This is a genomic window from Mogibacterium sp. CM50 (assembly GCF_000293155.1).
Classification (GTDB): domain Bacteria; phylum Bacillota; class Clostridia; order Peptostreptococcales; family Anaerovoracaceae; genus Mogibacterium; species Mogibacterium timidum.
In genome coordinates this window covers 38,664-60,204 of the sequence record NZ_ALNL01000011.1, presented here as the reverse complement: position 1 = coordinate 60,204, position 21,541 = coordinate 38,664, and the positions used below count along the sequence as shown (strand labels likewise).

At 44.9% G+C, this 21,541-nt stretch carries 18 protein-coding genes and 1 other RNA gene; 17 read left to right on the top strand and 2 right to left on the bottom strand.

Going from position 1 to position 21,541, the window contains the following annotated elements; translation table 11 throughout:
* Positions 1–434: helix-turn-helix domain-containing protein (locus tag HMPREF1152_RS01275; protein WP_009643294.1), on the bottom strand; the 434-nt coding region annotated here is incomplete at its 3' end.
* Positions 435–791: 357 nt separating this feature from the next.
* On the opposite strand from HMPREF1152_RS01275, the gene HMPREF1152_RS01270 reads away from it, so the two are divergent.
* From HMPREF1152_RS01270 to HMPREF1152_RS01240, 8 genes are all read left to right on the top strand, one after another.
* Complete coding sequence (locus HMPREF1152_RS01270) at positions 792–1,136, top strand: DUF5758 domain-containing protein (RefSeq protein ID WP_009643312.1); 345 nt, start codon at positions 792–794, stop codon at positions 1,134–1,136.
* A 289-nt stretch (positions 1,137–1,425) separates the two neighbouring features.
* Positions 1,426–2,148, top strand: coding sequence for a hypothetical protein (locus HMPREF1152_RS01265; RefSeq protein WP_009643303.1), 723 nt, complete (start codon positions 1,426–1,428; stop codon positions 2,146–2,148).
* A 143-nt stretch (positions 2,149–2,291) separates the two neighbouring features.
* An RNA gene (ffs, locus tag HMPREF1152_RS09200) (signal recognition particle sRNA large type) lies at positions 2,292–2,460 on the top strand.
* A gap of 48 nt (positions 2,461–2,508) precedes the next feature.
* On the top strand, positions 2,509–4,299 hold the full coding sequence (gene dnaX / locus HMPREF1152_RS08840) for a DNA polymerase III subunit gamma/tau (protein ID WP_009643305.1): 1,791 nt from the start codon (positions 2,509–2,511) through the stop codon (positions 4,297–4,299).
* Positions 4,300–4,330: 31 nt separating this feature from the next.
* The gene (locus tag HMPREF1152_RS01255) at positions 4,331–4,693 is read left to right on the top strand and encodes a YbaB/EbfC family nucleoid-associated protein (protein ID WP_009643313.1); all 363 of its coding nucleotides are present in this window, start codon (positions 4,331–4,333) and stop codon (positions 4,691–4,693) included.
* 17 nt (positions 4,694–4,710) lie between these two features.
* On the top strand, positions 4,711–5,313 hold the full coding sequence (recR, locus tag HMPREF1152_RS01250; protein WP_009643307.1) for a recombination mediator RecR: 603 nt from the start codon (positions 4,711–4,713) through the stop codon (positions 5,311–5,313).
* A 12-nt stretch (positions 5,314–5,325) separates the two neighbouring features.
* On the top strand, positions 5,326–6,231 hold the full coding sequence (mutM, locus tag HMPREF1152_RS01245) for a bifunctional DNA-formamidopyrimidine glycosylase/DNA-(apurinic or apyrimidinic site) lyase (RefSeq protein ID WP_198004061.1): 906 nt from the start codon (positions 5,326–5,328) through the stop codon (positions 6,229–6,231).
* Between the two features lie 315 nt (positions 6,232–6,546).
* A complete protein-coding gene (locus tag HMPREF1152_RS01240; protein ID WP_009643333.1) occupies positions 6,547–11,625 on the top strand; it encodes a leucine-rich repeat protein in 5,079 nt (1,692 codons plus the stop codon).
* A gap of 166 nt (positions 11,626–11,791) precedes the next feature.
* Here the strand turns inward: HMPREF1152_RS01240 and HMPREF1152_RS01235 are convergent, their stop codons facing one another.
* Positions 11,792–12,553 (bottom strand): tRNA threonylcarbamoyladenosine dehydratase, encoded by a 762-nt coding sequence (locus HMPREF1152_RS01235; RefSeq protein WP_009643301.1) that lies wholly within the window; start codon positions 12,551–12,553, stop codon positions 11,792–11,794.
* Positions 12,554–12,837: 284 nt separating this feature from the next.
* Here HMPREF1152_RS01235 and HMPREF1152_RS01230 point away from each other — a divergent pair, with 284 nt between their 5' ends.
* The 9 genes from HMPREF1152_RS01230 (at position 12,838) to HMPREF1152_RS01190 (ending at position 21,511) form a co-directional block, all read left to right on the top strand.
* A complete protein-coding gene (locus tag HMPREF1152_RS01230; RefSeq protein WP_009643331.1) occupies positions 12,838–13,716 on the top strand; it encodes a DUF445 domain-containing protein in 879 nt (292 codons plus the stop codon).
* 244 nt (positions 13,717–13,960) lie between these two features.
* A complete protein-coding gene (locus tag HMPREF1152_RS01225) occupies positions 13,961–14,437 on the top strand; it encodes a peptidylprolyl isomerase (RefSeq protein ID WP_009643297.1) in 477 nt (158 codons plus the stop codon).
* A gap of 114 nt (positions 14,438–14,551) precedes the next feature.
* Positions 14,552–16,207: a putative manganese-dependent inorganic diphosphatase gene (locus tag HMPREF1152_RS01220; protein ID WP_009643295.1), complete on the top strand. Its 1,656-nt coding sequence runs from the start codon at positions 14,552–14,554 to the stop codon at positions 16,205–16,207.
* A 24-nt stretch (positions 16,208–16,231) separates the two neighbouring features.
* A complete protein-coding gene (locus tag HMPREF1152_RS09800) occupies positions 16,232–16,990 on the top strand; it encodes a threonine/serine ThrE exporter family protein (protein WP_009643324.1) in 759 nt (252 codons plus the stop codon).
* Between the two features lies 1 nt (position 16,991).
* Positions 16,992–17,453 (top strand): threonine/serine exporter family protein, encoded by a 462-nt coding sequence (locus tag HMPREF1152_RS09795; RefSeq protein ID WP_009643300.1) that lies wholly within the window; start codon positions 16,992–16,994, stop codon positions 17,451–17,453.
* 93 nt (positions 17,454–17,546) lie between these two features.
* Positions 17,547–18,356 carry a GDSL-type esterase/lipase family protein gene (locus HMPREF1152_RS01205; protein ID WP_009643292.1) on the top strand — a complete coding sequence of 270 codons (810 nt, stop codon included), beginning with the start codon at positions 17,547–17,549 and terminating at the stop codon, positions 18,354–18,356.
* Positions 18,356–18,853 carry a DUF4358 domain-containing protein gene (locus HMPREF1152_RS01200; RefSeq protein ID WP_009643308.1) on the top strand — a complete coding sequence of 166 codons (498 nt, stop codon included), beginning with the start codon at positions 18,356–18,358 and terminating at the stop codon, positions 18,851–18,853. The genes HMPREF1152_RS01205 and HMPREF1152_RS01200 overlap by 1 nt, the downstream gene beginning before the upstream one ends.
* Positions 18,843–20,246: an MBOAT family O-acyltransferase gene (locus tag HMPREF1152_RS01195; protein WP_009643286.1), complete on the top strand. Its 1,404-nt coding sequence runs from the start codon at positions 18,843–18,845 to the stop codon at positions 20,244–20,246. Before HMPREF1152_RS01200 ends, HMPREF1152_RS01195 begins: the two co-directional genes overlap by 11 nt.
* A 68-nt stretch (positions 20,247–20,314) precedes the next feature.
* Entirely contained in the window at positions 20,315–21,511 is a 1,197-nt protein-coding gene (locus HMPREF1152_RS01190) for a DHHW family protein (RefSeq protein ID WP_009643285.1), read from the top strand.
* Positions 21,512–21,541 lie beyond the last annotated feature (30 nt).

Genomic DNA, 21,541 nt, shown 5'->3' with positions numbered 1-21,541 from the left:
TTTTTTGATAGATCAGTTTTTTGTATATCTTTATTTAATTGCGTTGGATTTTCCGATGTCGGATTATCCGCTTTCGGTTTTTCCAATATCGGCTTATCTGATGTTGGATTTTCTAATACCGGCTGGTCTAATACCGGACTAATCGGCTGCTCATAAATGGTGTAGGTAATGGCTGTCATTTTCCCTTTTTCATCTCTGCCTTGTGACCTTTCAATATATCCTGCCTTTTCAAGCTCCAAAACTGCTGTGCGAATGGCGTCAATACTTTCTTTGTTGATATGGGATAGTCCTGCAAGGGTATAGTCCCAGTTTTCCGGAAGCGACAGCATTTGAGAAAGCAAGCCTTTTGCCTTTAGGGTCAGTTCCTTATTTCGCAGGTGGTGATTGCTCATGACGGTATAGCCTCTGTTTTTCTCTACTCTGAAAACTGCCATGATTTCTGCTCCTTTCGTTTTTATTTGTTACGCAGTTAAAGGGCGATTTTGAAAGAAAAGGTATATTACCCTTACTTTGTCAAAACCGCCCTCAAAAAGCCTTGTATTACAAGCCTGTATATGCCTCTACTTCGTAACATGGGCATGAAAAAAGCGGTGTCCTTATGCTTCCTTTGACAGAAGCGAAAAATCACCGCTTGGTATGTGATATATTCAGTTTTTTGTACAATACCAGCTTGTATGCTGTTATAAAAATGTTGGATTTACTTGTGTCTTAGAAGTATCGTTATCTAACATCAGCTTTTTTCCGGCACGAATTTCTACTATGCCGCCCTTGAATTCAGCAATTTGGAAAATGTGAAGGTTAACGAAAAAACAAAGTGGTTTGGTGATGCAGTTCCCCAAAAGGGTTCCTTCATCTGTTGGAAGGTTGGTGCTAATCACCGGGTTATCCAACTTCTGGTTCCGGCTGATGCAGGACGAGCCGAATTCGCAAAGGTTCTCTCTATTACAAATTCAGAACGTACGCAGGACTTTACTTGGGAAACAGCAATGGTAGACCATGATTTCGTTTATGAAGTGGGGAAAACTGTGTATCCTGATAACGGATTTTCTGCCTACGGTTGGATGGATGACTCCCCGGGGTTACATTTCTTCATGGATAGAGATATGGCAGAAGCCTTTGGAACGGGGAACTACTAGGTTTATGTCCGTACCCCCCGCTATATAGCTATATATTGTCACCGTTTATTGGCAGAGAGTGTCTTTGTTACATGGTGTTATATGGCGACCTAGATATACGAATCAACAGTAAAAACTTCTTGAGGGGGCTGTATATGGACATTCTAAACAAGGTCAAGATCGCATTCAAGGACTTAGAACATACAGATTTGATTGTGTGAAATTCGTGTGATAAAACGACTATGTGAATCAGTTTAGAGTTTTAAATCTACAGCTTAGCTGAATTATATTGGCTTTAAGGAATATATAAATGGAAAAAGGGATCAAACTTCACAGTATTTATTTTAGATACTTTATATTTGTATTGATGTTTGCCGTTACGAGCTTGTATGTAATTGCATACCATGAAGTAGGAGATCAGGCAATCACCATCAGCTTCGGTAAAGTAGAAATCAGCATGACACCGGGACAGTTTGCGTGCCGAGGTTTTGGCGTTCTGATAGCTCTATCCGTTATTTTAAGCTTTACAAGCTGGAAGTTTTCGGTTGGAGGTTCAGGAATATACATCAAAAAGATAGATCTTCTCGTACCTTGGGATGATATAAACTCTGTCGCTCATGTCTGGGTAAACGAGTATAGAGCGTTGAAACCAAAAGCGAGTTACCTCTTCTATAATCGAAAGAGCCTAATCATCTACAGAAAAGAACTGAAACCGATATGTATCTATAATATTTCAGTGCTCAGCCTGTATGTGATAAAGCTCTTTAAACCGCAATTGCGCAGCAATATTTTGCCGGCAAGTTTGGCGACTCTCTCAAATGTACTGCTAAACGGAGCAATACTGTATGAGGGGCTCGTAAATCACTATGACATTAAAAGCAGCGTGCTGTTCATGGGTTTTATAGTGCTTTACCTCGTCAAATCTCTGTTTATTCCGCTGGCGATAACCGGACATCAAAATGCAATACACGGAAAACTTATCTTGCACGACACAGCCTACAAGAGGGATGGATCGAAGGCTGTAATTATATAGCATATAGCCTTTAAACAAGGGATTAGATATGGAAGATAAGAACATAGGATGGATGTCCGGGATTGTCACATATGTCTGACAATCCTGTAATTTGGCCGGATCGACTGCAACACGATTGATTGACACTGGTTGATATAGATAATATAATACTAAAGTGCTCTTAGGCAGCTTGCGGTTTATGGGGGGTCCTGCGCAATGGGAAACCGTGAACCATGTCAGGTCCGAGAGGAAGCAGCATTAAGCGGTACATCTCATGTGCCGCAGATTAGCCTCCTATCGGCCGCAAGGTACCTAAGAGCTCAATTAGTATATGGCCATCAACATGGTGGCGAACAGGCGAGTGAACCAGGAGGTAAAGACATGCATCTAGCATTGTACAGGTCTGAAAGGCCGGAGCGCTTTGAGGAAATCATAGGGCAGAAGCATATCGTCAAGATCCTCCGCAACCAGATCAAGAAAGGCACAGTCAGCCAGGCTTACCTATTTGCAGGAACCAGAGGCACGGGTAAAACAACTACAGCAAGAATCCTTGCAAAAGCTGTTAACTGTACTTGCGATGACCCAAGCATTGCTCTGCCGTGTGGTGAGTGCGCCAATTGCAGAGCAATTACTGCAGGTAGATTCCTTGACGTAGTAGAGCTTGATGCAGCTTCCAACAACGGAGTTGAGAGCCTGAGGCAGATTACGGAATCGGTGCAGTATCCGCCAACAGTCGGTGAATACAAAGTGTATATAATTGACGAGGCGCATATGCTCACGGACTCAGCTGAGAACGCCTTCCTCAAGACGCTTGAAGAACCGCCGGAGCACGTGATATTCATACTTGCGACAACTAATCCGGAGAAGATCAAACCAACTATTAAGTCACGTTGTCTTACACTCAATTTTAGGCACGTGTCGGAAAATGATCTGGTAGAGGGTATGGGCAGGATTTGCAACGAGAAGGACATAGCGATTGATACCGACGCTCTATCGATGATAGCTCGCAAGGCAGACGGTTCGGTTAGAGATGCGCTTAGCTTGCTTGAGCAGTGCATCAACGCCGGTGATGAGCTGATTACCGGAGACCTTGTGCTTGAGTATACCGGCGGCGTAGGCAACGATTTTTATCTCCGGCTGACGGACGCGATTAGAAATGGAGAGGCCGGCAACGCGTTGGCAGATATAGACAGCATGGTCAGAATTGGAAAGGATGCCAAGCAGCTGCTGGCGGACTGGCTCATGCACTATAGAAATCTGATGATCTGCAAATATGTGCAGGATCCGTCGGAGCTTGTAAATGCTTCTAACGAAAATACCGCCCGTATCGCTATTCAGGCAAAATCGTTCAGCGATCAAGACATAAATTATGGTATTAGGTTGCTCTCCGATGCGGTCAACAAGGCTAAGTACTCGACTATGCCGAGGATATTGCTTGAAACGTCAGTTATCAAACTGATAGTCGGTGAGAGCTCAGAGATTAGGGTGGAGCCGAGAGTGATTAACTCGCGGATATCGACCGGGACGACCGCAAGGCAGGACGCTCGCCCGGCAGCACACTCAGCATCGCACCGGACAGAGCCGGGAACGGAGCAGCGCGCAGCGAAAAAGACGGGGGTGCCAACCTGTGCAGACGGGGAGTACGATGTTCAATTCACAGAAGCCGAATCAGGGCAGAAGCCGGGCGAGGAACCGAAGCCTCTGTTTGAACCGAAGTTTAATCCGCTGGAGGGAGCAACGGAGGACAGACATATAGTAGAGTATGAGATGAATCCTAACCTGGACGAGATGTGGGATAGGATAAGCGACCGGATGCCGAGCGAGGACAGGATGTTCAAGGCGATGGTTGTTAAATACACCCGTCTGGTGGACGTGTATAACGGTGAGCTGACCGTGGAAGTCAAGAGAACTAAGCTGATGATGGCAGATGAAGCGCTTGACAGACTCAACTCGATAACAAAGGGACTGTATGGAGGGAATTTCTACATCAACCTTAAACCGGTTGACTACAACCCTGCGGATGCGAGGGAATTGAGCCAGTCAGATGAGCCTCATGAGGCTGCCTTTGCAGAGGATATCGTCGAGGAAACGGAGACGAAGGATGAGGTAGTCGAGGAGACGGCAAAGGATATTGCGGAATATTTCGGAGTGTCCGAGATAGAGATAAAATAGAGGTAATTATATAACCGGAAAGGACTAAATCATGGGCAAAGGAATGAGAGCAGGAAAGAAGAAGAAGGCAGGTGGAGGAGCCGGCAATATGCAGCAGCAGATGAAACAGCTGCAGGCTATGCAGCGCGACATGGAGGCTGCACAGGCTTCTATCTCCGAGCAGGAGACTACTGCGACTGCCGGAGGCGGTGCAGTTGAGGTGACAGTAAACGGAAACAAGGAAGTTACCAAGCTCGTCATCGACAAGGATGTAGTGGATCCGGAGGATGTAGAAATGCTGCAGGATCTCATCATGGCAGCTGTCAATGAGGGTATGCGTCAGATTGACGCTATCGCAGAGAGCGAGATGAGCAAGGTAACGGGCGGACTCGACATCCCGGGACTGGGACTATAGGCAGGACCGGTGCAGAGATGAGGCAGTATCCTAAGCCACTGAACAAGTTAATAAATGAGCTATCTAAGCTTCCCGGCATCGGAGGCAAGACGGCACAGAGGCTGGCATTTCACATACTGGCTCTCGACGAACATGAGGCAGAGGCTCTTGCAAATTCTATAGTTAATGCCAAAAAGAGCTTGCATTACTGCTCAATCTGCGGTAACTTGACAGATACCGATCCATGCGAGATTTGCAGTGGCGAGTCGCGCGATCACACGAAAATCTGTGTGGTCGAAAGCCCGCAGGATGTGATAGCGATGGAGAGGATTCGGGAATTTAAAGGACTCTATCATGTGCTCCACGGCACTATTTCTCCGGTGGAGGGAATCGGACCAAACGATATTAATCTCAAATCTATGATTACGCGTCTTCAGCAGCATGATGAGGTGGACGAGATAATCGTGGCGACCAATCCTAACATCGAGGGTGAGGCGACTGCGATGTATATTGCGCGTCTGCTCAAACCGTCCGGAATCAAGGTGACGAGGATTGCACACGGTATTCCTGTCGGAGGGGATCTGGAGTATGCAGACGAGGTGACACTGCTCAAGGCGATGGAAGGAAGAAGAGAGATATAGACCATAGCTGCTGTGCACGGGTTTACGCCGTGCGGCAGCTTTTTATGTGAGAGAAAGGATGTGGAGATAGTGCCGGAGCTGGTTGAGGTCGAAACTGCCAAGAGAATATTGGAACCGCAGCTGAGTGGCTGTATGATTGACGATGTGGAGATAGGGCTGGCCAAGGTCATCAGGAACTGTGCCCCGGAGGAGTTCCGTCGATGTGCTATTGGAAGCCGGTTCGACACAGTGCTGAGACGCGGCAAATTCCTGATATTCAACATGATAACTTCGGAGGATGCGGAGCTCAAATTCGTTGTTCATTTTCGCATGACCGGTGTGCTGCTCATAACTCTGCCCGGATACGAGCAGATCAAACATACGCATGTTGTGTTCAAGCTCTCGGGTGCAGCCGGCGACAAGCGGGAACTGCGTTATATCGACCAGCGTCGCTTTGGCGGCATCTGGATAGTGAGAACCGGAACAGAATTTGCAGCGACCGGCATAGGCGAGCTCGGAGCTGAAGCGACGGATGACACTTTGAGTGCGGATTATTTGCGTGAGCGGCTTGCCAAACGAGGGACGGCAATCAAGACGGGACTCCTCGATCAGCACGTTATCGCAGGGCTCGGAAATATTTACACCGACGAAGTCCTGTTCCGAAGCGGCATTATTCCTACTAGGCCTTGCAGCTCGCTCACATATGATGAGTGGAGGAGGTTGGCGAGGGAGATACCTCAGATGATGAGATTTATGATAGACAAGAATCAGATATCACCGGCAGACTATCTGGCAGGAAGAGGGATAGAATATCGCAACACTCCATTCCTGCAGGTATACAATCGTGCGGGGGAGCCTTGCATTAGGTGTGGAAGGCCTCTGGAACGGACGACTATCGCCGGCAGAAGCAGCGTGTATTGTCGTCATTGCCAGAAATAAATCCGGAAACAAATATGTAGAGAATAGCTTCAACAAAAGGATCAGACCGGCATGGAAAACTTAGAAGATATGCCTGTCGTTTATTTCAGATAGAATGCTTGATTATATATCTATTGCTATGGTAGACTAAAACTACAGTTGGGTTAGAGAACTCTAACCCAACTGTAGTTTTAGTTTTTATCACTCAAGCTTTAAGCATTAATTAATACGCGCCTGCGGAGCTCTAAACGTTGATTTTCTAATCATATCAACCAATTGGGAGTGCGGGTGGCGTAAGTAGCAGTCACTATTTATTAATTTAAGAAAGGATAAGGTATGAAAAATTTCAAGAAGAATGTCAGCTTAATCCTCACTGTGATAATGCTGTCGCTTAGCTTCGGTCCAACCTTCACTTTTGCCGAGACCGGACAGATTGCAGACAAGAGCGAACAGCCAGTGACAGAAAATGCTGTAGCGGCACCCGAAAAAAAGGAGCCTGTTGTTTCAGATTCAACTGACAGAACAGCTGTCCGGAAAGATGTTGACAAACAAATCTCTTCGGATGGCAGGACAGGCACAGAGAGTAAGACCGAGATAAAGAAGGGTGCTGCGAACCTGAGAAGTCAGCCGTTTAACGAAGATGATTTCTATATCTCCGGTGTCAATTTCAACGGCCTGACAGAGTCCGGTAAAGCCAAGCTCAAAGCAAAAAACGGCGTACTTGATTTTCCTGCACTCAAGACACAGCACGGATCACCTATAAGCCGAATTGGCAGCAATGGGTTTAAAGACTTAGGTATCAAGGCTGTGAGTTTTCCGTCGGCAGTGACGGAAATAGATCCTCAAGCTTTCTATAATAATGAAATTAGCGAGCTTAGGCTCCCGGACACAATACAAAATATAGGCTATGGAGCTTTTAGCAAGAATAAAATAAAGAAACTCATATTGTCTAAGGGTATGAAAACAATATGGGGATTTACATTTGCAAACAACTATCTGGATGAAGTTGTTGTTCCTGCCAATATTACCAAGATTAGCTTCAATGCGTTTGAAAACAACAAGTCAGGCAACCCTAACGGAAAGCTGAAGCTTGTGGCTGAGAATCCTGAAACCCTTGCAATAGATCCGAAAGACAAGGATAAATATGATATAGTAGCGCAGAATTCACCCTCTGAAAAGTACAAGGAAGAGGATTTCGAGTATGAGATCGGGTGGGATCATGAACTTCAGAGAAATGTGTGCAAGGTGACCGGTCTGACAGATTCCGGTAAAGAAAAACGCAAGAAAAATCTTAATCTGATTATTCCCGATGCTATAAAGGGAAATAAAGTTGGGGTTATAGGTAAAAATGCATTTCTGGAGAGAAATTTATCATCAACGTCAAAGCTTGTATCGGTAACACTTCCTAAGAACATCCTCAAAATCGAGGACAGCGCATTTGCGGGCAATGCATTAACAGCCGTTACACTTCCGACGACTTTACAGATAATTGAACCAAATGCATTCTGCTATAACGATATAACAGAGCTTTTCATTCCGAATTCGGTAAGAGTGATTGCTCTCAATGCGTTTGGCGGAAATCCATTGACAAGTGTCGAGATTGATAACTACAAGGGTCGCGTTAGCGTCGATTTTCAGGCATTCGGGAATAACGTAAAGCCTAAATACCTTAGAGTCAAAGAGTCGTATAATATTACCGTCAAGGCTGATGCGGGAGTCACTGTCACGACTGATCCGAAAGACAAGGCTAATGACGGCGATAAAGTAAAGATCAACTATTCCATCACCGACAATAGCAAAGAGCTGCTGGATATCAAGGTAAAGAGTGGTGAATACAGCACGGTTCCCGTGAAGGACAACAGCTTTGTTATGCCTAAAAAGGCGGTGACCGTAGAGGTTAGATTAAAGGACAAATATACACTTGATAAATGGTGTGCTGAAGATTTTGAATACGGATATTATGAGCTTGGAACACCGGACGATGATTTCTACCTTTACGAGTATTCAGTCAAAGGGTTTTCTGAAAAAGGAAAGGAAAAGCTCAAATCCCTTAAATCCGTAATTCTCCCATCGCGTGATACAAAGGGCAATATCCCTGTTTGGGTATATGAAGATGCATTTAAAGGAATAAAGATGGATAGCGTTGAGGTTCCCGGGAACTATACGCATATCCAGAATAATTCATTTAAAAGCTGCGGCTTGAAAAAGGCTGTGTTACACGAAGGGCTGCTCTATGCAAATGATTCTGCATTTGAGGATAACAGATTAAGCGAGTTGTCATTACCTAACAGCTTCAAATATCCGTCAAAAGCAGCATTTAAAGGGAACAATCTCAAGCACATAAAGCTGCCGGAGGTTTGTGAATCGATCGGACCTGAGAGCTTTATGAACAATAGCCTCGAAAGTGTGGAGATGGGTTCAAAGGTAAGGCATATTTATTCAAAAGCCTTTGCCGGCAACAAGCTTACAGAGGTAAACATACCTAAGAGCCTCAAGAACAGGGAGAACGGCATTGACGGGATTAAGGCGGATGCATTTGATAACAATCCGGGCAAAAGGAATCCTCTTAAGCCGAATGAAAACAAAGTAATTCTATGGACTCCTAATAAGGATAATCCGAATAAGCTGGTCAACAGAGGTAATTATATAGTCGATCCTAAGCTGCCGCAGCAGGACGAAGAAAAGTGGCAAGCGGATGATTTTATATACAAGACACTCAAGCTCAATAAGCTTGAGAACGGGAAAAAGGTTCCTGTTGAATTGAATAGTGTTGCCGGATTTTCCGATAAGGGAAGAGAGAAGGTCAAGACTAACAAAGATTTGGTGTTGCCCAATATAGACACCAAGGGGAAGAATGTTGAGGCAGTTGATGACAGAGCTTTTGCGGGATCATTTGGTACTAAGCGTTTGAATACGCTGAAAATACCTGAAGGGTATGTATATATCGGAAGCACTGCGTTTGCATTTAATGGCTGCGGAGGCGAGTTGGTTCTTCCGGACAGCATGGAATATGTAGGACCGGCTGCTTTCTTCAGAAACGAATTCACCGGTCTTGTTGTGCCTGCCGGTATGGATGAGATTTCATCTGCAATGATGAGAGGAAACAGACTCAGCAGGATTATCTTCAAGGGTAATAATCTTGTATCAATAGGTAGGCTGGCATTTGCTGAAAACAGACTTGAGGAGATCACTGTTCCGGATTCTTTAAAGTCAATAGGTGCTCAGGCCTTTACGACAAATACCGGTTCCGATAATTATAAGGGCAAGCTGATCATCCATACTGCGTCGGGTAAAAATCCTAATAAGCTGAAGGACGCAGAGAACTATCTGATAGATCCTAAGGAGCCGGGGGTAAATCCGGGTATTGATTATAAGAAGTGGACTGTAGATGATTTTGAATATGACGATACAACAGTAAAAGGCTTTTCTGAACAGGGACAGCTTAAAATCAAGAAGAACAAGAATTTGGTAATTCCGGATAAAACTCCTGACGGAAAACCAGTACTGACAATAGGCATAGATGCATTTAGGAACCTCAATAAAGGCTATGACATAGAGAGCATCAGATTGCCTGAAACCGTTACGGTAATTGAAGATTATGCTTTCCAGTTCAACAATATCGACAAGTTTAAAATGCCTCGTGATCTGAAGAAGTTGGGCATGGGTGTTTTCATGATGTCAAATGTAACGAAGATAGAATGGAACGATAAAATCGAATATATTGATCAGGCGTGCTTCTTCATGTGCGAACTGGGCAAATTGGAGATACCGGCTTCGGTGAGAACTGTAATGAACGCATCCTTCAGACGCTGCAATCTTACAGAGGTAAAGTTTGCTAAAGGCAGTAAGCTGAAAACTATCGAGAGCTTAGCCTTTGCTGATAACAAGCTAAAGGAAATTACGCTTCCCGATGGTTTGGAATCCATAGGCAGTCAAGCCTTCGGTGATAATCAGTTCAAGGAGCTTGATGCACCGGCCTCGCTCAAAAATATAGGGTTTCAAGCTTTTGTAAATAATCCGAGCAAGAAAAATCCCGCACCCGTAGTCGTGAACACTCCTGAAGGTAAGAATCCGAACGGGCTTACAGATGATCAGGGTAAGACCTTCGTTATCGATCCTAAGAAAAAGGCCGATCACGCTGACAAGGCAGAGCTTAAGAAGGCTATAGATGAGGCGGAAAAAATAGACAGTACGAAGCTGACATCCAAGTTCAAAGAAATGTTTGATGAGACGCTGCAGGAGGGTAAGAATATCTATGCTGACAGCGAGGCATCTCAGGCAAGTGTAAGGGGCAGCATCAAGTCGATCCGCTGGATTGTGAGAAGATCCGAATTAAGCAAATTGATGTTCAAGAAAGAAGAACTGGAACCGCAAAAGAACAAATATGATGCTGACAAGTGGGCAAATGTAGAAACCGCCTACAAGGAGGCCAAGGAAAATCTTTTCTATATTAATATTTCCGATGAGAAGGTAGCACATCTTATAAATACCTTATCTGTCGCACTTAAGGCACTTGACGAGGATACAGACGAGCTTAAGGATGCTAAAGCATATGAAGGTGAGTTCAGAGTTAAAAAGACCCATTATATCGAACCTTATACTATTAAGGTAAAGGTATGGGTCAAAAATGGAATTATCGTTCATGTTATCAATAACGGAACGGTTACAGATGACCCTAACGATGACGAGGAACATAACGGAGGGTATTTCAAGCAAGCTGTCGAGAACCTTTCAAAATATAAGGGCAAGAAGGTGTCTGACGTCAAGAATAGCAGCAGCAGTAAGGATTTGGGAATTGATGCGATATCAGGAGCTACTATAAGCAGTGTCGGCATTCACGAGGCTATTAGAAATGCACTTAGCAAGGTGCAGGAAGAGGAGCCAATCCCACAGCCGCAGATACGCATCACTGCAGATGACCCATCGATCAACATCAATAACGGAGTTGTTGCCAAGGGTAATCAAATCATATATACGAAGGGTAAGTCTAAAGGCGCCGAATTCAAGATAATAGGTCTGAACTTCGACAATGATAGCAATAACATCAGAGTTATGGTGGATGGACAAACAGTAGCTGATGGGAACGCATATACGCTGCGCTCAGGAAGTATAATAATCGGCTTCAAGAAAACTTATCTTGATTCACTTAAGGCAGGAAATCACGATATTGCAATTTCTACAGGGAAAGGGAATTTGCATGCGAGAATTCTCATCAGAGAGGATGATGTAACTGCTAATAAACCGTATGAGAATATTACATCAAAGAGCGGTACTATACATATTAAGCACACAAAATCTGTAAATTCAACGGTTAAGACCGGGGATTCCCGGAATTTCATCGGATTTACACTTCTCCTTGTTATGAGCGCTGCTTTAACAGTTGTGCTTGTGAAATTCAGAAGAAGAGAGGAGTGACTGCATTATCCCTGCCCCTGAGAGTGCAGCAATTAACTGCCGAACAGGAGCGACGGTGTGCCGAAATACACTTGTGCCTTTTATTTCAAAGTCGATGAATATGATAAATATCATGTTCAATTAAGATATGCAATTAAGGTAATTGGAAAAGGTCCGGCGAAATGGATTACCGTTTCGCCGGACCTTTTAAATGATTAATCGTTTGGTAGTCCGTGAGGTCGCGCACTACCTCACTTGCTATGATGAGACCGGCAGCGGCCGGCACGAATGGCGTTGAGCCCGGAGTTTGTCTGCCGGCAGCTCCGGTGCTTCCTGTCTGTTCACCATCCGAAACGATAGGGACAATCGGCGCTTCCGTGGAGAAAACCACCTTGACGTGTTTGATACGCTTGCCTTTGAGGCCTTTGCGGATGACCTTGGCAAGCGGATCCATGTGCGTCTTGGAGATATCTGCAATCGCCAGTCTGGTAGGATCGATGCGGTTGCCACAGCCCATGCTGGATATTATAGGTATGTTGAATGTCTTGCATTTCTCTATAATATCGAGCTTGGCAGATACCGTGTCAATAGCGTCAACCACATAATCGTAATCGCCAAAGTCAAAGGTCTCGGATGTTTCGGGAAGATAGAACACCTTATGTTTGTTGACGATGCAGTCAGGATTGATCTGATGAATTCTAGTCTCGCATATATCGACCTTGCTCATACCGATAGTCTCGTGAGTTGCGATAAGCTGTCTGTTGATATTGGTCAGACTGACGTCATCGTTATCGATAATATCAAGGGTTCCGACGCCTGACCTGGCTAGGGCTTCGACTACATAGCCCCCGACACCGCCGACGCCGAATACAGCTACTCTACTACGATTGAGACGTTCTATAGCCTCTCTTCCATATATTAATTCACTTCTTGAAAATTGATTGAGCATCCATATCAGGGACTTGCACCCCTTTTGCCGTGCAGCAAGGCAGCATACCGTCAACATTGCACTTCGTATACTTTCAACATCGCGGTCATTATCAATGGGACACAGCGCCCCATCCCAAATAGCCTGACGTCGAAATGCAATGGCTGTGGTGCTTTTGAAGCTGTCGTGTGGGCAGAATTTTAAAACATAAATATTATAGTAAATTACCGGAATATCTTACATTATTATGCAATTTTCGTCCAGTTAGTGGTATAATTTCGTGCATGCGTAGGGGAGGCTTTTAGATGTTTAGATATATCGTTGCTCCGCTGATTGGAGCGCTTATAGGATATTGTACGAATTATATTGCGGTCAAGATGCTGTTCAGACCGCGTCGCGAGAAATACATCCTGGGACACCGAATACCGCTGACGCCGGGAGCTATTCCAAAGGGCAAGTCGAGGCTGGCTAGAGCCGTGGGAGAAGTAATTTCCACCTATCTGGTTACAGACAAGGATATCGAGAGCAGAGCGCTCGCCGGGGAGACTGAAGACGCAATCGTAGACAGGGCTATGGAGCTGCTGCATGCCGATATAGACAGTGGATTTAGAGCAGCTACCAACTCTGAAGAGGAGTATGAGGCGCTTATGGGCAAGCTGGACGACATAGTGACAGAGCGGATTTCTGATGCTGTCAGGAGCATCAACTTTGCTGACATCATCAAGGAGAAGGGTGGACAGATTATAAATGAACAGCTCGGGGGTTCAATGATCGGAATGTTCCTCAACCCGGAAACCGTTCGCGGACTGCTCGGCTCTATCTCAGATAACATGGGCGTGTATATAAGCGAACACTGCTATAAATTTCTGGCGCCGGAGGTCAGCATCAATATGGGGAAGCTGCGCCGTGATAATGTGTACAACATCATGACGGGCGCCGGTGTGAGTGATGATGAACTGCGCGCTAAGATAAGAGAGATTTATAGGAAAACAGTAAGGGCAGTTGTGCCGGAAGTGATCTCTAAGCTCGACATCGCAGGAATGGTTAGGCGGAAGATTGATGATATGGAGGTGGAGCAGCTCGAGGATATGGTGATGGAGGTCATGCGAAAGGAGCTCAACACCATCGTCAATCTGGGGGCTCTGATAGGGTTCCTGTTGGGACTCATCAATTTGATTTTCTGATCATGGTGTACAAGGCTGCTTTCTGATTGAGCTCGAAAGATGTGCTGAATAAACGCTCTTAGATGTGCCGGCTTTACGTGCGAGGTATAGACTGGAGTTACGTGAAAGAATCGGCATAGATTAATCGAAAATTAAGGTTTACAGTTATTGCTACAACCAAATTCATGATGTAGAATCAGATAAGTGAGACGAATAATCCGAAGAATTTTGTATAGAGATTTGTATAGAGATAAAGGAGAAACCGATGAAGAATTTCGTAATTGAGATGGAAAACGGCGCGCGTATGAGTGGCGAATTATACGAGGATATCGCACCCAAGTCAGTTGAGAATTTTGTAGAGCTGTGCGAGAAGGGCTTTTACGACGGCCTTATTTTCCATAGGGTAATTCCGGGATTCATGATCCAGGGCGGGTGCCCGGACGGAACCGGTATGGGCGGCCCCGGATACAGCATCCCGGGAGAGTTTACAGCAAACGGATTTAAGAATGACCTCAAACACACTAGAGGTGTTCTGTCCATGGCACGCTCTATGGATCCTGATTCGGCTGGTTCACAGTTCTTCATCATGGTAGCAGATTCGCCACATCTGGACGGACAGTATGCAGCATTTGGCAAGGTCACAGAGGGAATGGACGAGGCGGATCGCATCGTAGGAGTACCTCGCAATATGATGGATAAGCCTAACGAAGATCAGGTTATCAGGACAATCACCATCAAGTAGCTCATTCACCCTCGGATGTAGGTGCCGGAGCAGCTACAGTCTGTTATATGCATAGTTTCGCCGCACTCGTATGAGTGTGGCGTTGCCAATTTATAAGATATCCGGGAGGATGACATGGATAGTGACAAGAAGATAATAATAACAGGACACAAGAATCCGGACACAGATTCAATCTGCTCGGCTCTTGCTTATGCCGAGATCAAGAATAGGATTACCAATACTGACAACTATGTGGCTCGACGCGCGGGTGAAATTAACGGTGAGACCAAGTTCGTCCTTGAAAAATTTGGTGTCGATGTCCCTGAGTACGTCGACAACGTGGCTACTCAGGTCAGGGATATGGAGATCCGCCGCACGCCCGGCGTCCCTAAGGAGATGACCATCAAGGAAGCCTGGGATATCATGGGCAAGAGCGAGGCCGTTACGCAGCCGATTACGGAGAATGATAAGGTCATAGGCCTTATAACCAAGGGCGATATTGCCAGAACATTTATGGATGCGGAAAGCAGTTCGTTCTTATCGACTACCTCTCCGAGATTCAATGATATTGCGGCAACTATAGACGGTAGGATAGTATCGGGAGAAGGCGATAGATTATTCAGCAAGGGCAAGGTGCTCGTGGGTGCTGCTCTTGTCGAAAGAATGCGGGGTGCTGTTCAGCCTCACGATCTCGTAATCCTAGTGGATAGAAGAGAGAATCAGATAGGCGCTCTTAATTCCGGCGCTGACTGTATTATACTGTGTCTCGGAGCGAAGGCCGCGGCAGATGTGATTGAATTGGCCGGGGAAAAAGATGCCGTCATAATCGAAACAGAGCTTGACACCTTTTCAGTATCCCGCGAGATCAACAAAAGTGTTCCACTTGGAGCGTTTATGACGCATGATTCAATCCGGAGCTTCAAATTAGATGATTACACAGATGATGTAAAATCAGCGATGGGAGCAACAAGGCACAGGGCGTTTCCGGTTACAGACAGCAGGGGACATTATATCGGAACGGTATCAAGACGAAATCTGTTGAATATTCGCAGGAAACAGGTTATTCTGGTCGATCACAATGAGAAGTCTCAGGCAGTGGATAATATTGACGATGCCGATATTCTGGAGATCGTTGACCACCACAGGCTGGGGACTATCCAGACCCTGCAGCCGATATATTTTAACCTGCAGCCTGTAGGGTGCACGGCAACGATTTTATACCAGATGTATATTGAGAAAGGAATAGATGTGCCAAAGCATATCGCCGGACTTCTATGCGCTGCAATTGTGTCGGATACATTGATGTTCAGGTCGCCAACCTGCACGACACAGGACAAGATGGCGGCGGGGGCACTTGCGCTGATAGCGGGAATAGATATAGAGAAATTCGCATCAGAGATGTTTGAAGCAGGTTCAGATCTCGGAGATAAATCCGCGGAAGAAATTTTCTATCAGGATTACAAGAAATTCACATTTGGCGGTACAAGCTTCGGTGTTGGGCAGATTAGCTCCATGAATGAAGGTGAACTTAATAAAATTAAGTCAAGACTTCTGCCTCTCATGGAACACGAGTGTGGAAAGAGCAACGTTTCAATGGTATTCTTCCTGCTTACAAATATCAGAGAATCGTCATCGGAGATGCTATATGCCGGTGATAATGCAAGAGAGTTAATCATTAATGCCTTTGGAGATGTATCTGAGACCGATGGCGGATTTGCGGTAGAAGGATTGTTGTCCAGGAAGAAGCAGCTTATTCCTGCATTTATGGACGCGATTCAGAACGTATATTAACATAAATTGAAAGAAAGGTTCAAAATGGATTACAAGAGGCTACTAAAGAACATACTTAATATCGGTATGGAAATGCTTCGTGCCGGTGCTGAAGTAGGCAGAGTTGAGGACAGTATGTACAGAATGTGTGAGAGCTACGGCTTCAAGCATTCAGACGTCTGGGTGATTTACAGCAATATTCAAGCAACAGTTGAGACTGAAGACGGGGATATTATCACGCAGATTAGACATATTCCCACGACATCGATTAATTTTGATAAACTGGATTATCTGAATAATCTGTCAAGGTGCATATGTGCCACAACGCCTCCGCCCGAAGAGGTTAAGCGTATGCTCCATGAGGTTCTGAATAGAAATCCTCAGCCGGCATATCTCGAATACCTAGCCGGAATTCTTGGCGGAGCAGGCTTTGGTGTGTTCTTCAACTGTGGATTTACCGATACCGTAGTCGCTGTGATGGCATCTGTAATCATTGTATTTCTCGGAAGAAGATTGTCGCGCAACGAGAATAACCCTCTGATATCGAATTTCATACAGTCATTTATTGTTGAGACTTTTATAATTCTGTCGGTATACGTTGGATTTGCAAACAAGTCAGGTAATATTACCGTAGGTGTAGTTATGCTGCTTATCAGTGCGCTCGGATTTACTAACGGGATAAGCGATTTTATGCACAGGGAAACCTTAGCGGGAATACTGAATATATCTAATTCGATAATCGGAGCTGCAGGGATTGCCTTTGGTATAGCTTCAGCAATTTTATTATTCAAGGGGGTGTTATAAGATGACTGAGCTAAACTCTAATATCATGATTCAGTTTATATCCTGCACCGCCGCTTGCGTGGGCTTTGCACTGTGGTTCAACGTCAGAGGTAAGCAGGTGCTGTTCTGCGGGATGGGAGCGTTCTGTACGTGGGGCGTGTACGTTCTTGCAGACGGATTGCTGCACAATTACTTTTTTGCCACTCTGATTGGCGCAATATTTGTTGCCGGCTATGCACAGATAATGGCCAGAGTAAATAAAGCGCCGGCTACAATTTTCCAGAGTGTCTGCGCTTTCCCGCTAGTACCGGGAAACAACCTGTACTTTATGATGTATGCGCTCGTGATGGATATGCCAAAGGATACTGCAAGCGAAGGGAAACAGCTTGTGCTCAATTGTCTCGGCATTGCGATGGGCTTTATGGTGGTAGAGATTATCAATAAGTACAGTGTGATATTTTACGGTATGCTTAAGAAGTCCTAGATGCCGGGTTCGCATTAATTCGAATAAGCAACTTACAGTATGATGTATAGATGATATACTGTACGATATGTAGTTTTATCCGGAAGAGAAGAAATGACTGATAACAAGAAGTTTAAATCGGTTGCAGAAGCAGTTGCCGATTATTTTAAGGATATGAACAGACATAGAGTAGCAATTCTGATTCTGCTGCTTTTTCTTGTCGTATTTCTGTTTAACCTGCTCAAATTCAACCGCAAGGTGTCGATTCGCAGCAATGAGATAGAGAAGAATCGTAAAAGTGTTGAGGCAATACAGAGCACCTCGGTAGCCGACGTTGAAGAAGCAGTTTCCGCTCTTGGTGGGGATGCTTCCTCGGGCGGACAGAGCAGCAAGGCCAGATACATGAGAAAATTCAAGGGAAGCGTGGTAATTGGAGATTCTGTTACGGAGGGGCTGAGCGTATACGGATGGCTCAGTTCCGATCAGGTATTCAGTAAGATCGGAACAAGTGTGATGACCGGGGATGACCTGTTTGCAAGTGCTGCCGGAACGTATCCTAGCACAGCGTTCTTTGCTTTTGGAATGAACGACATGGGCAATTATCGTGGAGATGAAAAGGCATTTATCAAGAAATATGCCGCCAGACTTAAGGCTTTTCATAAGGCTTCACCAAAGACAAATATTTGTGTATGCGGCATTTCAGCACCTACCGAGGCAGCAATGGAGAAAAACAAATCCATCAGTCATTACAGGAAGTTCAACAAGGCGATTAAGAAAATGTGTGTACAAGAGGGATACATATATATCCCGACTGCTGATATTCTGCATGAGCATCCCGAGCTGTATGCAGGGGACGGTATTCATGCGCAAACGACATATTATCCATATTGGCTTAATAGAATGATTGAGGAGGCCGGACTGTAATGAGGGTAAGGACGCATCGAGAGACTGTAAGATACGGCAGAATACTCAAATGTGCACTCATCATCGTGCTGTTGGCATTTCTCGCCGTTGTTTACAACCATGAGAATGCCAAGGATGTACCGATGAAGCAAATCGAAGCGCAGCTTATCAAGAAGACTGAAATAGATAAGCTGGGCAAGCAGAAATCACGTGACCTGGTGCAGTTTATCGGATTGGACGCCAATAATTATGATTCCTTCCTGTACTACAAGAGCAAGGAAGCGCTTTCAGTTGATGAGGTTTTGATTATCAAGGTCAGGAATAAATCTGATATCAAAGCTGTACAGGACGCAATTGAAAAGCGCATCAACAGTCAGATTGAAGCTTTTGATAACTACGGACCTGAACAGGTCAGGGAGCTCAAGAACGCCATTATCACTTCAAGGGGCAGGTACGTGTTCTATGGAGTTGCAAAGGATCCTGATAAGTATGAGGAGGTGCTATTAAGTGTTATTTAGCAGTATTATCTTCATATTTTATTTCTTGCCGATTACGATGCTTCTGTACTACGTGATACCGAAGGAGAAGATAGGGGCTCGCAACATTGTGCTTCTTGCTGCCAGCTTGTTTTTCTACAGCTGGGGAGAGCCTGTATACTTATTCCTGATGCTTTATAGTGCTTTTTTCAACTATTTTATGGCGATACAGATTAATAACGAGCAGAGGCACGGAGGGTCGGGGAAGCGCAACCTCGTATTTGCAGTGATTGTGAATCTTTTAATACTCGGATTCTTCAAGTACTTCGGGTTCCTGATGGAAATAGTGACATCCCTGACAGGATTTCACATCCGTTACACAACACTGGCCTTGCCGATTGGAATTTCGTTCTACACCTTTCAGGCAATGTCGTATATATTCGACGTATACAAGGGTAAGGTGACGCCGCAGTACAACCTTCTTAAATTCTCGCTGTATCTTTCGTTCTTTCCGCAGCTTATTGCGGGACCGATTGTAAAGTACAGGGATGTTGAATTACAGATAGATAATCGTGATACTGATCCGGTAAAGTTTGGAGAGGGTGCATCGAGATTTATTCTCGGTCTGGGCAAGAAGGTCATACTTGCAAATACGTTTGGCTCTCTGTACACGGAGATTTCAGCTTTGCCACATGGACAGTCTTCGGTTGTTCTATACTGGATAGGCATAGCTGCATATACCCTGCAAATATATTTTGACTTCAGCGGTTATTCCGACATGGCGATCGGACTGGGCAGGATGTTTGGATTCGTGTTTGATGAAAATTTCAACTATCCATATATTGCATCCACAATCACAGAATTCTGGCGTAGATGGCATATGTCGCTCAGCACATGGTTCCGCGAATATGTGTATATTCCTCTTGGTGGAAACAGAGTTAAGGTTTACAGACATATTCTTAACCTGTTGATAGTGTGGTCACTGACAGGATTATGGCATGGCGCGAGCTGGAACTTCGTGCTGTGGGGCGCTTATTTCGGAGTGCTGCTGATCTTCGAAAAATACGTATACGGGAAATACTTAGAGAAGATTCCGACATGGTGTAGACATGTCTATGCCATCGTTGTGGTCATGATAAGCTGGGTGTTCTTCAGCATAACAGATATAAGTAAGGCGCTGTCGTATTTGGCGATTATGTTTGGACTGGGGAAGGTGCCATTTATCAACATAACGGCATTATACTACATCAGGACAAATTTCATAATATTGGTCATAGGAGCGGTATGCGCTACACCATACCCAATTGAACGATTCCGGAAATTCTGCAGTCAAAAATCGGCAGCAGGGACAGCGCTTGTATTTGCTGTGCTGATAGCATCGGTTGCCTATCTGGTATACGGATCATATAATCCTTTCCTTTATTTCAGATTCTGACCGCTAAATAGCAGCAAAGATGACAGCCGGTCGTCGGACCTGTTTGGCCGCCGTCGAAGGAGTGAATTTTGAAGAAGCTTAAGAGTTATATAAATAAAATTACGGGTGAGCAGGGGCAAAGCTCCGAGAACAAGACGGCAGCGTATACCGGTGTATTCTTTGTGATTACACTGGTAGCTGTTTTTCTGATCAATATTGTAATTCCGGACAAGTCGTTTTCAGCAGCAGAAAATCGGATGCTGCAGGAATTTCCCCATGTATCCGCATCAAGCTATTTGGGAGGCAGACTGGAGTCTAAGATGGAGAGCTACGTCAATGACCAGTTCCTGATGCGGGGAGCCTTTATCAAGGTGAAATCTGCAATTGATACAACAGAGGGTGAGCTTAAGGCGAATGGGGTATACAGAGCCGGAGCCGGATACCTGATTGAGGATATTGTTATCCCAAGAAAGGAAACAATTGATGGTGCCGAAGCAGCCCTGAAGGACTTTAAGGCGAGATATCCTAATATAAATATGACATTCTTACTTGCTCCAAATGCAGGTAACGTATTGAAGGATAAGCTTCCTGCAACTGTCAGATTAGCGGATCAGAATAAGAGCATGAACTCATTTTACGAAAATATCAAAGCGTTCGGGATTAATACAGTTGATGTGAGGAATATTTTCAAGAAGAAGAAAAACGATGTTCAGATCTATTACAGAACTGATCACCATTGGACAAGCGATGGGGCGTACCTGGCGTACAGGGAGCTGGTGCCGGCTCTGGGTATCGGAGCACCGATTGACTTCAGGAGCAGGATTGTCAAGAACGATTTTGCCGGGACGCTGTATTCAAAGAGTGGATTTACGGGCGGCAGATATGACAGCATCAAGATTAATATTCCAAAGGATGAGAAGAGTGCAAAGCCTTCGGTTATTTACTATGCTGATACCAAGAAAAAGACGACGAAATTCTATCTACTCGGCAATCTGGGTAAAAAGGATGCCTATACTGTTTTTGGCGGCAGCAATCATCCGATGTATACGGTCAAGACCCCTACCGAATCCAATAAAAGACTGCTGTTGATCAAGGATTCATATGCAAACAGTGTGATTCCGATGCTTGCTCAGCATTACAGAGAAATTGTGGTTATCGATCCGCGGTACTATTTTGATAATGTGGATGATTTAATTGGTGCTGAGGGAATTACGGATGTGCTGTTTCTGTATAACGCAAATACCTTTTTTGCGGATGATTCGCTGAGGATGATGCTGAATGAGTGATTTTAGGTAAATAGATGCAGTCGCAAGCGT

Bases quoted from the DNA above. Each gene is read 5' to 3' on its own strand.
- HMPREF1152_RS01240 (WP_009643333.1), top strand. From the start codon at position 6,547: ATGAAAAATTTCAAGAAGAATGTCAGCTTAATCCTCACTGTGATAATG.
- HMPREF1152_RS01255 (WP_009643313.1), top strand. From the start codon at position 4,331: ATGGGCAAAGGAATGAGAGCAGGAAAGAAGAAGAAGGCAGGTGGAGGA.
- dnaX (WP_009643305.1), top strand. From the start codon at position 2,509: ATGCATCTAGCATTGTACAGGTCTGAAAGGCCGGAGCGCTTTGAGGAA.
- HMPREF1152_RS01220 (WP_009643295.1), top strand. From the start codon at position 14,552: ATGGATAGTGACAAGAAGATAATAATAACAGGACACAAGAATCCGGAC.
- recR (WP_009643307.1), top strand. From the start codon at position 4,711: ATGAGGCAGTATCCTAAGCCACTGAACAAGTTAATAAATGAGCTATCT.
- HMPREF1152_RS09800 (WP_009643324.1), top strand. From the start codon at position 16,232: ATGGATTACAAGAGGCTACTAAAGAACATACTTAATATCGGTATGGAA.
- HMPREF1152_RS01265 (WP_009643303.1), top strand. From the start codon at position 1,426: ATGGAAAAAGGGATCAAACTTCACAGTATTTATTTTAGATACTTTATA.
- HMPREF1152_RS01200 (WP_009643308.1), top strand. From the start codon at position 18,356: ATGAGGGTAAGGACGCATCGAGAGACTGTAAGATACGGCAGAATACTC.
- HMPREF1152_RS09795 (WP_009643300.1), top strand. From the start codon at position 16,992: ATGACTGAGCTAAACTCTAATATCATGATTCAGTTTATATCCTGCACC.
- HMPREF1152_RS01235 (WP_009643301.1), bottom strand. From the start codon at position 12,553: ATGCTCAATCAATTTTCAAGAAGTGAATTAATATATGGAAGAGAGGCT.
- HMPREF1152_RS01230 (WP_009643331.1), top strand. From the start codon at position 12,838: ATGTTTAGATATATCGTTGCTCCGCTGATTGGAGCGCTTATAGGATAT.
- HMPREF1152_RS01225 (WP_009643297.1), top strand. From the start codon at position 13,961: ATGAAGAATTTCGTAATTGAGATGGAAAACGGCGCGCGTATGAGTGGC.
- HMPREF1152_RS01205 (WP_009643292.1), top strand. From the start codon at position 17,547: ATGACTGATAACAAGAAGTTTAAATCGGTTGCAGAAGCAGTTGCCGAT.